This is a genomic window from Eximiradius proteiniborus (assembly GCF_058546985.1).
Window position 1 is genome coordinate 871,027 of the sequence record NZ_CM178592.1, and the last position, 12,594, is coordinate 883,620.

Consider the following 12,594-nt stretch of genomic DNA (forward strand, 5'->3'; position numbering starts at 1 on the left):
TCAATCACCTTTTTTATTGATTACATAAGAAAAAATAAAACATACATATGATTTTATCGTCAATATTAAATTGTAGTTATTGATTTGATGAAACAGTTAATGAAAAAAATAGTAATATTCATATTAATTGTTGTTACTCAAAATTATTTATTAGCTCAAACTGCCTTTGAGCAAAGATTGCGGCTTGCGGAAACATATGAGAAAAGTGGAGATATTAATAACGCTGCAAGAATTTATGAAGAATTGTATAAAGAGAACAGCAACAATCAAGTAGTCTTTGAGGGATTGGTGAGAAATTTCATCTCACTTAATAGATACAGCGAACTACTTCAATATGTTAAGGATAGATACGATAAACAAAAAGACATCATCAATTCGAGTATTTATGCTGAACTCTTATGGAGAACAGGCAATACAAATGAAGCGAACAAAATTTGGGATAAAGCAATAAATGATTATTCACAAAATCCTCTTGTTTATGAACAGATTTCAAATTCTATGATACAGATGAGGTTATTCGATAAAGCGATTTCAGTATTAAAGCAAGGACGGAATAATTTAAACAACAAAGTTATTTTTTCTGACAATTTAAGCAAACTATATATTGCCATTGGGGATTACCGTAATGGTTTAACAGAGATTTTATCTCAATTTCAAGTCAATTGGAATCTGGCAATTACACAAGGTAGAATTTATGCGCTATTAATAAATGATGAAGCAGAAAAATACATTTTAAATGAACTGAAAAAATTTGCCAACAATAACAGTGAAAATATTATTGCTCAGGAGTTACTTGCTTGGTATTATCGCACTACTAATAAGTTAGAGCAAGCACTTGAACTATTCAGAAATATCGATAGATTAAAGAAAGCAAACGGGGCAGAAATATTAAGATTTGCTGAGGAATGCCGTCGAGACGGTCAGTTCGATGTAGCTATGAAGGCTTATGGCATTGTAATAGATTTAGGGAAAAATCACCCTTTAATTCATTCTGCTTTGTATGGTTACGCAAGAACACTCGAGCAGAAGATAATGTCGCAAAAACAAATGTCCAAAGAATCTGCTAATGAATTAATTGCAAAATACAAAAGTATAATAAAAGAATTTCCTAATACACAACAGGCATCAGAAAGTAGATTGAGAATTGCTTATATATTATCGAACTACCTAAAAAATTATGAAGAAGCTATTAAGGAATTGAATGCTGCAATTTCTGAGCGACCAAGAACAAGCATTGCCGCATCTGCAACTATTGATCTGGCAAACATCTACATTAATCTTGAAAAATTCGAAGATGCAAAAATTATACTTAGTAATTTTATTAATAACAATGCAAGTAATTTTCAAAGTTTATCCAATAAAGCACAATTTCTAATCGCAGAAATTTCTTTTTTCAACGGGCAATTAGATACTGCACTAAAACAATACGCAAATTTGATAATAGTTCCAGAAACTGATATTGCTAATGCATCCCTTAATAGAATCGTATTGATTGAACAAAATAAACAATACACAAAGGCACTGTCGAGCTTCGCTCGGGCTGAATTCGAGGAACGAAGGAATAATCTAAAAGAAGCTATAGAATTGTATTCAAATACTGCTAATTTATCATCTGGAACTGATTTATTTGAATTAGCCTTAAAAAAGAAAATTGAGATAGAATATCTTAGTGAAGACTATCAATCAGTAATAAAAACAGCTGATTATCTTCTGGAAAAAGTACCAGATTCAATTTACGGAGATTTTGCACTATTAAGAAAAGCCGATTCTTTAGTATCAATAAATAACAAGCAAGATGCTTTGAATTTATACACAGAAATTTTGTCGAAATTTCCTCTTTCAATTTATTTACCTGAAATTAGAGAAAAAATTAAAAGTTTAAGAAATGAACCATTATAATCACAATAGATTGAGATATTTTGTATTTTTTTTCTTTATAGCACTTTTATTAGCAAATTATCAATCTCTTGAAGCAAAAAAGAAGAAAAAAGTTACTAAGAAATGTCCACCAATTTCACACACTTTTATTCAGGATACTATTCTCGGCGAAGGGATATATTTTCAAAGAGCAATAGTTGATTATAATTGCAACAAGCACGACACCTATATCATAAAAGCACATTTGAAAGAATGTAATTGTACTCCAACTGTAATAAAAGCAAAAGAAAATATTATCGGATTGGATAAATTACAAAATATCATTCAATATTATGATTCCTTGTATAAAGATAATATTTATGGGGCGGTAAATGCTAATTTTTGGCGAGCATATAGCAATTTCCCGATAGGTCCAGTTGTGATTAACGGTGAAATCATTCAACTTCATAGTTACAAAGAATGGAGTTCTATTTTTTTTGATGCATTGGGTATTCCATTTATAGACAATTTTAAAATTTCAGGCGAATTAATATTAAACAATAAAAACAAATTTAAAATTCAAGACGTAAATAGAAGAACAGATTCAACGGGAATAGTAATATACAATAAATATAGTGGTTCGCAAATTCCTGCAATAAATACTCAAAAAATTGAAGAAATCATTGCTCAAATAAAAGAAAATTCTGAAGAAATTATATATAACGATTCTACAGAGGCAGAATTCAACCTTGAAACAATGAAAGAAGAATATATTAAGACAGAATTACTGAATTCAATTGAATTTGCGACACCAAAAATAAGTGTAGAATATTTAAATGAACCATCCATTAATTCTGAAATTATTTGTAAAGTTATTGAGACTGGCTCTAACGTGATGAGTGTGCCAAAGAATGGCTGTATAATTTCGTTGGGACAGGATTTTATAATGAGGGAATTGCCAAATGTTGGAGATACAATAAAACTTAAATTTTTCACAAATGTTCATAAAAAGCAAATTTTCACAGATGGAGTTTGTGGCACACCTCGATTAGTTCGTAACGGAATTGCTGAGCACGAAGCGGTAAAGGAAGGTTCGAAAAGTAAAAGATTCATTCAAAAGAATTTGCCAAGAACGGCAATTGGTTACAACAAGAAAAGAGATATTCTATATTTTGTTGTCATCAAACCAACCAATCAATCAGAAAAAACGAGTGGAGCTAATTTAGCGTCACTATCAAGAATAATGAAATATATTGGTTGTTATGATGCAATGAATTTAGATGGCGGTGGTTCGACAATAATGGTAATAGACGGAAAAAATGTAATAAATAAGGAAAATCCCTATTCCTCACGGAGAATATCCGTGGGAGTAGGGATCAAAAGTATAGTCAATCATTAATCTTCGTTATACATTCGATTAATGATTTCAGCGTAGTTTCTTTCGACAATATGTCTTTTTATACTCATTTTAGGGCTTAGTTCACCATTTTCTACACTGAAAGGTTTACTAAGCAGTGAAAATTTTCTGATTTTTTCGAATTTAGATAAGTCTTTTTGATAAAAATCAATTTCTTTCTTGATATGTTGAATAATTTTCTCATTAACGATAAGTTCTTCTTCGCTATTATAAGGTATACCGAGGTCTGAAGCCAACTGTTTGAGTTGTTCGAAATTTGGTGTAAGCAAAGCAGTACAATATTCTCTTCTCTCCCCTATTAGAACGCACTGGTCGATGTATTTGCTTTGAGAAAGAAGATTTTCAATAGGTTGAGGTGCAATATTTTTGCCACCACTCGAAACAAAAATATTTTTCTTTCTGTCAGTAATTTTTAAATTTCCTTTTTTTGTAAAAACAGCAATGTCGCCTGTATAAAGCCAGCCATCTGCATCAATTGCTTCTTGTGTTGCTAATTCATCTTTCCAATATCCTTTCATTACATTAGGTCCTCTCACTAAAATTTCACCGTCATCAGCCAGCACAACATCGACATTATCTAATGGCGTTCCGATAGTCCCTAACTCTGGGTTATCCTCTCTATTAAAAGACACTACAGGTGAAGCTTCAGTTAGCCCGTAACCTTCGTAAACTTTGATGCCCATAGCCCAGAAGAATTCCGCTACATCGAGCGGTAATGCTGCGCCGCCTGAAACCATTCTGCTAAGCCTACCACCAAGCTTTTCACGTAACTTAGAAAAAACAAGTTTATCAGCTAAATTATACTGTGTTTTTAAAATAGGGTTATTTTTGTTATTCAAACTACTTCTAACATATTTAACTCCAACAGAAACCGCCCAGTTAAACATTTTTTTCTTTATTGGAGATTCTTTGTCCATTGCGAAATAGATTTTTTTCTTAATTGTTTCCAACAATTTAGGAACTGTTGTCATAAAAGTTGGTCGCACTTCTTTTATGTTGGATGCAACAGTATCAATGGATTCAGCTAAAACAATTTCCGCTCCACCAACAAAAAATGCATAAAAGCCAGCAGTACGTTCGTAAGCATGGCACAAAGGCAAATAAGATAGAGAGACATCGCTACTAACATCCCCACCAAATGCTTTTAGTGATGCAAGCGCATTAGAAACTACATTTTTGTGAGAAAGCATAACACCTTTGGGGTTGCCAGTAGTGCCACTTGTATAAATTATTGTCAGCAAATCATCTTCATTAACTTTGTTGCAACAATCAAATACTATTTCATCTCTTTCTTGTTTATTACGAAGGGATGCACCACGCTCAATAAGTTCTGAAATAGATCGCACAAACACATTTTTCTTATCATAGTCATCATTCATTACAATAATATGTCTCAATGATGGGATATTATCTTTAAATTCCAAAACTTTTTTAAGCTGGAAATTGTTAGAGACAATTATTGCTGAAACTTCGCTATGTGAAAAAATGTATTCTTCTTGCTTTGCAGTAAGAATCGGGAAAATTGGGACATCTATTGCACCAATAAGTGATATTGCAAAAGAAGAAATAATCCATTCGATACGATTTTCCGATGCAATTCCTATTCTATCACCTTTATGAATACCAAGCTCCATAAAAGCAAGAGCCAAACTAAAAACCTTATCTCTTAGCTGGTCATAATTTAAAGCAATCCATTCGTCATTTTTTTTATATCGAAAGCAAACTTTAGTATTTCCCCATTTATCACAAGTTTTGTTGAACATTTCAGGAATTGTTAGATATTTCATTTTTTACTCTCGTAAATTAGAACATTGCAGAAAGAATATCATTTTGATTAATATTAAAGAAGAAATCATCTAAATTAAAATGGCTTAAAACTTGTTTTACCTTATCTTCCCTATGTTGAATAGAAACGAATGCCTCTTCGATTTCAGAAATATCTCTATGAGTGAAGAAATCGCCATAAAATCTTAATCTTTGAATTATGCCGTTTTCAACGAACATAGAAACTTCGAGAGTGCCGCCTTCGGTTCTCACAGATTTGGAGAAGTTATATTCAGGAGAATAGCCAAAATTCCATTCCCAAGTGGAATATTTATTTTCAACTAATTGGTTGATTTTTTGGATGTCTTCATCGGTTATTTCATAAATTTGAGCATCTTCATACATTTCAAGAATATGATTGAATACAAGATTAATGAATTCAAGCACAGTCAGAGGTGTATGTAAATGTTCAGAAACATTGGTAACTCTACTGCGGACAGATTTGACTGCTTTATCGGTATATTTAACATCTTTTACATTTAGTGCTTGGGTTAAATCCGACATTTTAGCTGAAAATAAAATAGTTCCGTGATGGAGAATTCTATTTTTATAGACGTGTTCGGCATTACCCGAGAATTTTTTTCCATCTATTGTTAAATCATTTCTACCTTCAAATTTTGCATTAACACCTAATTTGAGAAGAATATCTAAAATAGGTTGCACGTATTTTCTGAAATCTACAAGTTTTTCGCTTTCGCCTGTTTCAATAAAAGTAAAATTAACATTACCTAAGTCGTGAAAAACTGCTCCACCACCAGTCATACGGCGAACAACTTTAATGTTGTTTTCCTTTACGTAGTCATAATTAATCTCGGCAAGTGTGTTTTGATGTTTTCCGACAATAATAGCAGGCGAGTTTCTCCAAAGCATAAAAATATTTTCATTAAAATTATTGAAAAAGTATTCTTCCGCAGCGAGATTGAAGTATGGTTCAGTTGAATTATTAAGAATACAAAGCATTTTTTCCTCAATTTTTTCAATAAAAACAATGAGGAAAAACGATTAAAGAATGAAATTATTTAAAACCTTATAAATCTATTAATTAACTGTATATAAAGCGTGAATATCTTGACCACAGTTAGACAAAGCTTTCAATTTTAATTTAAACGATTCTTTTAAATAATTTATCTTATATTTATCAAAAGAATGAATACCATTGCCTATTATAATAGGAGCAATAAAAAGATGAAGTTCATCTATCATTTGAGACGCTGCAAAATTCGAAAGGAGTTCAGCACCACCTTCCACTAAAATTGAAGAAATACCAAGTTCAGTGAAAGCATATAAGGCACTGGGAATATTTAATTTACCAGTATCATTTACTTCAACAGGAACAAGCTTAATCCCCGCCAATTTAAGAGTATCCGCTTTTCTTGTTTGTAAGGAATTTGGACTACAACATACATAGGTATATTCACGATAATCTTCCTGGAAAATATTTAAATTTAATGGTAAAGTAAGATCTGTATCAAATACAATTCGTTTCGGATTAATGCCTTCAATATCTCTAACTGTCAGCAAAGGATTGTCTAATAAAGCAGTTTTTTTACCAATGGCTACAGCATCAACCTCGTTTCGCAAAATATGAACTTTACGACGACTTTCTTCGGAAGTAATCCATTTTGATTCACCTCGATTTGTTGCTATACAACCGTCAAGAGATTGTCCAATTTTGGCAATAACATAAGGCAAACCTGTATTCATTTGTTTTGAAAAAAATCTATTTATCCATTTGCATTCTTCTTCTAATACACCAACTTCGACTTCAATACCTGCATCCTGCAGTTTTTGAATGCCAGAACCAGAGACATCAGGATTTGGGTCAATCATACCAACAATGACTTTAGAAAACCGCTTTTCAATAATTAAATCAACACAAGGTGGAGTTTTGCCGTAGTGCGAGCAAGGTTCTAAATTCACTACCAAAGTGCACCCTTCGAATGAATCGCGATTTGCATTATGGATAGCCATCACTTCTGCGTGAGGTCCGCCGAATTCTTCGTGCCATCCCTCGGCAATTATTTGACCATTTTCGACAATAACACATCCAACGCGTGGATTAGGGCTAACCTTGCCGGTTCCTCTCAGAGCAAGTTCAATTGCTCTTTTCATCGCTGATTTGTCTGTAAAAAACATATCTATTCCAAATAAATTGTTTTAACGATTGATAAATGATTAGGTTGCAATGGTAGAACAAAATTTACTAAATAATCACCGCTTGATAATTCATTTCCCCAATTGTCAATTCTATTCCATTCAATCGAATAATATTGATATTCATACTTTTCTTTTGGCAATAATTCACCCACAACAGTCAAATAGTTTTTGTTAAAGTTTGAGTTCCAAATTAATTTCCCTTTTTTGTCGGATATTTCAATTCTCAATCTCTCGGAACCCGGAAAATAAAGATGTTCTTCTCTATCTTGCAATTTTATCAGAAATAAACCAAACTCATATCCAGAAGTCGTTTTCTTAGCAACCGGCAAAAGAACAAAATTATCATTCAAAAACTTCTTATCATCAAATATAATGCGATTCTTTTTTAGAATAAAGGAATTTTTTTCGTAAAGAGATGAATTAATTTTTATTATTGAGAACTCTGTAATTTCAAATGATTTGCTTTTCGGTAGAACTGAATAGTTTGGAGTATAAACAAAAGATTGATTATCCGGAAGATGGAAAGTTTTCTGATGAATTGTAGAAGGATAGTCTTCAGAAAAATATGATTTCCAATATAAGATAACTGAATAAGTTTCAGTAGAATCAAGAAAATAATAATTATCTTGAAACTGTTGAGAATTTGGTATGGAGCAACAGCTTTGCAACAGGAATCCTAAAAAACACAGAATAATAATATTGAATTTTAACAACCTCATAATAAAAGTATCGGTATTTCGAAAAAAATCTATAGAGAAAACGTGAAGATAACATAGTATCTTCACGTTTATCTCCAAGTAAAAACTAATAGTTAAAAATTTCTTTTAAAGAAAGTTCTTTTATTTCACCAATTTGTCGCAATACATTATAATCAAGTGAACTTTTGTTAGCTAAAATTAAAAAGATATATTTCTTATTCTTAATATGTGTGTTAAAGAAATCATCTAATTCATTGATAGACATAGTCTTAGTTTTTTCATTAATATCTTTTCTAATATCGTAGTTAATACCTTTATCTTTGTTGGATAAATAAGTCCAGAAAATTGAAGCTTTGGTAATTCGTTCGGATTCAATTTTTCTCATTACTCCAGTTTTTGATTGTTCAAATTGTGCAGTCGCTTTTGGCATATCATTCAGAAGCGAAACAAGTGCATCAGTTGCTATTTTCAATTTATCAGGCTGTGTGCCAACAAAACCAAATACAAAATGTGAAAGATCGGGTTTTGCAGGAGTTGAAAAAGCAGAGAAAGCAGAATATGCAAGAGCCCGAGCCTCGCGAATTTCCTGAAATACAATTGAAGAAAGACCACCGCCAAAGTATTCTCCAAAAATCCTTGAATAAGGCAATAAGTTTTTATCGAATTTGCAATCTTTCGACATAAAAAGTACGTTTGATTGCACCATATCATAATCTACAACAAAAACATAATTTTTATCAAAGTTTCTTTCTTTGTAAGAAATTGGTTTTGGATAATCTTTGAGTTTATTAAATTCAAACTTATGAATTTTTTCTATAGCTTTTTGAGCAAATTCAGCATCCTTGCCATAGTAAAATATGTAGTGCTTGTAGCTTAATAAATTTTTGATAATATCTGTGAGCTCTTTTGGATTAATTTTGCGAAGCTCTTCTTCGGACAAAATGTTTGTGAATGGGGATTTGCCATCATACATTGCATAATAAAACATTGCTCCCCATAAAATCGAATTTTTGTCAAGTTTAGCATCATTTCGAGATTTAATAATTCCATCAACAAAATCATTGTATATTTGTTGGTCGGGTTTAGCATTGGCTAGAGTGTGTTCGAGAAGCTCTAAACCTTTCTCCAAGTTTTGTTTTAGTCCACTAATAGAAATGTAACTTCTGTCATCGGAAGTGGAAACACTAAGATTAATACCAAGTTTGTAGAATTCTTTGCTTAAATCTTGAGGTGAATATTTAGTTGTACCAATGTAAGGCAAGTAATCAACAGCTAATTCTGTTTTTAGATCGTGATTTTTACCCATATCAAGAATAAAAGAAAGCTGGAAGAAGTCATTAATTTTATTTTGAATATAATTGAATTCTATTCCGTTTGATAGTTTTTTGCGTATAATATCTTTGTCGAAATCAAGGAAAACAGGTTTAAGTGGTGCCACTTCCATAGCCATAACTTTTTTATAAAAAGCAGACTGGGCATCTCTATTCATTTGAACAGGTGTAATTTCAGGTTTTTCCACTTTAACAATATTTTCATCTTTTCCTATTCTTTTGAACACACATACATAATTATCTTTGTAGTATTCATTTGCAAACTTGACAATATCCTGTTTAGTAATTTTTTCGAGTTCTTTGATAAAAGTATAATATTTCAACCAGTCTTCTTTCATAGTAAAGCTAATAGCAAAAGTATGTGCAATTCCATTCGTTTCTTCTGCTCTCATTCTCGATAGTTTGATATTATTTATTATTGCTTCAATTAGCCAATCATCAAATTCACCTTTTTTAATTTTTTCAATCTCGGCTAAAATCAATTGCTTTAATTCTTCCAGTGATTGTCCTTCTCTTGGTGAAGCAGAGATACTGTGTACTGAATAATCAATGTTTTTATCCAAGTAAGTAGAAGCATCTAATACTTTCTGCGATTTGATTAAATCTAAATCAATAAGTCCGGCTTTACCATTACTTAATATCTGGTCGAGAATATATGCTTTCATCAATTCTGGATCGTTATATCCCATTAACCTATAACCAAGAACTAAAAATTCTGGTTGAGGACCAAATACTTCTTTTAAAACTGGCTTAGTGATTGGATCTTCTTTAGGATGCTGAATAATCGGAGGATTGCCTTTTTTTAGTTTCCCGAAATATTTATCAACGAGTTGAATAGTTTGTTCAAAGTCCAAATCACCAGAAAGGCTCATTGCCATATTATTAGGAACATAAAAAATATTGAAATAGTTATGAATATTTACCATAGAAGGATTTTTGAGATGTTGTGGATTTCCAATGACTGTCTGGGTACCATAAGGATGCTTTTTGAACATAGCAGAATTGAATGCTTCTTCGACGCGAGCTTCATCTTCATCTTGATACATATTAAATTCTTCGTATACCGTTTCGAGTTCAGTATGGAATAGTCGTAAAACTAATTCACCAAATCTTTCACTTTCAATCGTAAGCCAACGTTCAAGTTCGTTTGCAGGGATGTCGTTTATATATACAGTTCTTTCGGTAGAAGTATATGCATTTGTGCCTTTAGCACCAATTCCGGAGACCATTTTATCGTATTCGCTCGGTATAGCATACTGAGCAGCAATTTGGGAAACGCTATCAATCATTCTGTATATACGTTTTTTTTCGGAAGGATTATCTGTTGCTCTGTGAAGTTCGAATAACTTAGAAATCTCATCCAATAAAGGTTTTTCTTTGTCCCAGTTGGCTGAACCGATTTTTGATGAACCTTTGAACATCATATGTTCAAGATAGTGTGCAAGTCCGGTAGTCTCTTTTGGATCATAAGTGGAACCGGCACGAACGGCAATATAAGTTTGAATTCGGGGTTCATCCTTCAATTGCCTCAAAAACACAGTAAGACCATTATTTAAAGTATAAATTCGGCAATTAAGATGGTCGCCTTCGACATATTTGTATTCGTATCCATTCTTATCTTTGGCGAACTTCCATTGATATTGAGCAAAGGCAATATTTGTAAAAACAAAAAGGACAAGAAAAGAAAACACAAAAGAAAACTTTTTCATAGGACACCTAAAAAGATGATGATAGAAATAAAGAACAAAAATAACAAAAAACCAACACTTATTATGGAATATTTGTTGAATTTATTATCTCATCAATAATGCTTTCATTCGTTTTCCCATCAGCCAGAGCTTCGAAAGTAAGCCCTATGCGGTGGCGAAGAACATCGCGAGCAATATAGATGATGTCTTCGGGAAGCACGTAGTTTCTACCTTCAATAAGAGCCAACGCACGCCCTAATTTAATAAGTGCGATTGTTGCTCTTGGTGAAGCAGAAAAACTCAGTAACCGGGTAAAAGAATCTTCTCTTGTAGAATGGACTATTGAAGCAGCAAACTTAAAAATCTTTTCATCTATGAAAACTTTTTGAATTTCTTTTTTTAAAAATTCCAACTCATCTAATGAAATAATGGATTTTGAAATAAAAACTTCATTATTTAAAACTTTTTTTGTTATCTTTATTTCAGTATGAATATCCGGATAATTAATCAGAACTTTCATAATAAATCTATCAGCTTGGGCTTCTGGAAGCCTATAAGTGCCTTCTTGCTCGATAGGATTTTGAGTGGCAAGAACCCAGAAAGGAGTTGGCAAGGGATATGTATCCTCGCCAATTGTTACCTGACGTTCCTGCATTGCTTCGAGCAAAGCAGATTGAACCTTTGCAGGAGCTCTGTTGATTTCATCTGCTAAAATAAAATTAGCAAATAGAGGACCTTTTCGAGTAATAAAATCGTTTAGTTTAACGTTATAGACCAATGAACCTGTAATATCCGATGGCATAAGATCGGGGGTAAACTGTATTCGAGAAAAAGAGCAAGAAACAGCTTCAGAAAGTGTTTTGACAAGAGTTGTTTTTGCAAGACCCGGTGGACCTTCAATTAATAGGTGTCCGTCGCAAAGCATAGCCGCAATAGATTTTTTGACAACTTCTTCTTGCCCAACAATAACTGTATTGACAGATTTAATAAGACTATTGATAAGATAATATGCTTTGTCTGAGATTATTTCTTGCATAATTAATATTTCTCTATTTCTCGGAAAATTTTAACAGCTTCAAAAATAGCTATACCGGCTGCAACGCTTACGTTTAAAGAATGTTTCACTCCAAACATAGGAATTTCAATTGCATCATCGCAAAGGGCTAAAATTTCGTCGTCAATACCAGTGATTTCATTCCCTAATACAATGCAGCAAGGATAATCGTTAGAATTCAATGAAGAATATAGTCTTTTTTTATCGGTAAGTTCTAACGCGATCACTTTATAACCATCGTTTTTAATTTTCTCTATTGCTTTGAGAGAATTTTTGATGTATTCCCAAGGAACGCTATCAGTTGCTCCCAATGCAGTTTTATCAATTTCGGGTCTTGGTGGAGAAGGAGTAAATCCAGTAATATAAATTTTTTCAATAAGTGCGGCATCGCAAGTTCGAAAAATTGAGCCAACATTGTATAAACTTCTTATATCATAAAGCATTACGGAAATTGGGTGGCGTTTGATACTTTTTGCAGTTTCAAGTGTTATTCTTTCTTGAAGTATTTCATTATGTAAAAGTTTTTTCATAAGATAAAACAAATATTTTGGGATTATATCGTTTATAT

Annotated in this window: 9 protein-coding genes; 2 read left to right on the forward strand and 7 right to left on the reverse strand. The window is 32.2% G+C overall.

The features are described 5' to 3' along the window. The first annotated feature begins 99 nt into the window (after positions 1-99). A complete protein-coding gene (locus tag ACY2LT_RS03695) occupies positions 100-1,899 on the forward strand; it encodes a tetratricopeptide repeat protein (protein WP_491816482.1) in 1,800 nt (599 codons plus the stop codon). Next, entirely contained in the window at positions 1,886-3,256 is a 1,371-nt protein-coding gene (locus ACY2LT_RS03700; RefSeq protein WP_491816483.1) for a phosphodiester glycosidase family protein, read from the forward strand. The genes ACY2LT_RS03695 and ACY2LT_RS03700 overlap by 14 nt, the downstream gene beginning before the upstream one ends. Here the strand turns inward: ACY2LT_RS03700 and ACY2LT_RS03705 are convergent. The 7 genes from ACY2LT_RS03705 to ACY2LT_RS03735 form a co-directional block, all read right to left on the reverse strand. Further along, positions 3,253-5,061, reverse strand: coding sequence for an AMP-dependent synthetase/ligase (locus ACY2LT_RS03705; protein ID WP_491816484.1), 1,809 nt, complete (start codon positions 5,059-5,061; stop codon positions 3,253-3,255). The two genes, ACY2LT_RS03700 and ACY2LT_RS03705, sit on opposite strands and share 4 nt — an antisense overlap. Before the next feature lie 16 nt (positions 5,062-5,077). Then, positions 5,078-6,058: a lipoate--protein ligase gene (gene lplA / locus ACY2LT_RS03710; RefSeq protein WP_491816485.1), complete on the reverse strand. Its 981-nt coding sequence runs from the start codon at positions 6,056-6,058 to the stop codon at positions 5,078-5,080. Positions 6,059-6,136: 78 nt separating this feature from the next. After that, entirely contained in the window at positions 6,137-7,234 is a 1,098-nt protein-coding gene (gene ribD, locus ACY2LT_RS03715; RefSeq protein ID WP_491816487.1) for a bifunctional diaminohydroxyphosphoribosylaminopyrimidine deaminase/5-amino-6-(5-phosphoribosylamino)uracil reductase RibD, read from the reverse strand. 2 nt (positions 7,235-7,236) lie between these two features. Then, positions 7,237-7,974 carry a hypothetical protein gene (locus ACY2LT_RS03720; protein WP_491816488.1) on the reverse strand — a complete coding sequence of 246 codons (738 nt, stop codon included), beginning with the start codon at positions 7,972-7,974 and terminating at the stop codon, positions 7,237-7,239. Positions 7,975-8,059: 85 nt separating this feature from the next. After that, entirely contained in the window at positions 8,060-10,993 is a 2,934-nt protein-coding gene (locus tag ACY2LT_RS03725) for a M16 family metallopeptidase (protein ID WP_491816490.1), read from the reverse strand. A 61-nt stretch (positions 10,994-11,054) separates the two neighbouring features. Continuing rightward, on the reverse strand, positions 11,055-12,008 hold the full coding sequence (locus tag ACY2LT_RS03730; protein ID WP_491816492.1) for an AAA family ATPase: 954 nt from the start codon (positions 12,006-12,008) through the stop codon (positions 11,055-11,057). A gap of 2 nt (positions 12,009-12,010) precedes the next feature. After that, the gene (locus tag ACY2LT_RS03735; RefSeq protein WP_491816494.1) at positions 12,011-12,556 is read right to left on the reverse strand and encodes an RNA methyltransferase; all 546 of its coding nucleotides are present in this window, start codon (positions 12,554-12,556) and stop codon (positions 12,011-12,013) included. Positions 12,557-12,594: the final 38 nt, after the last annotated feature.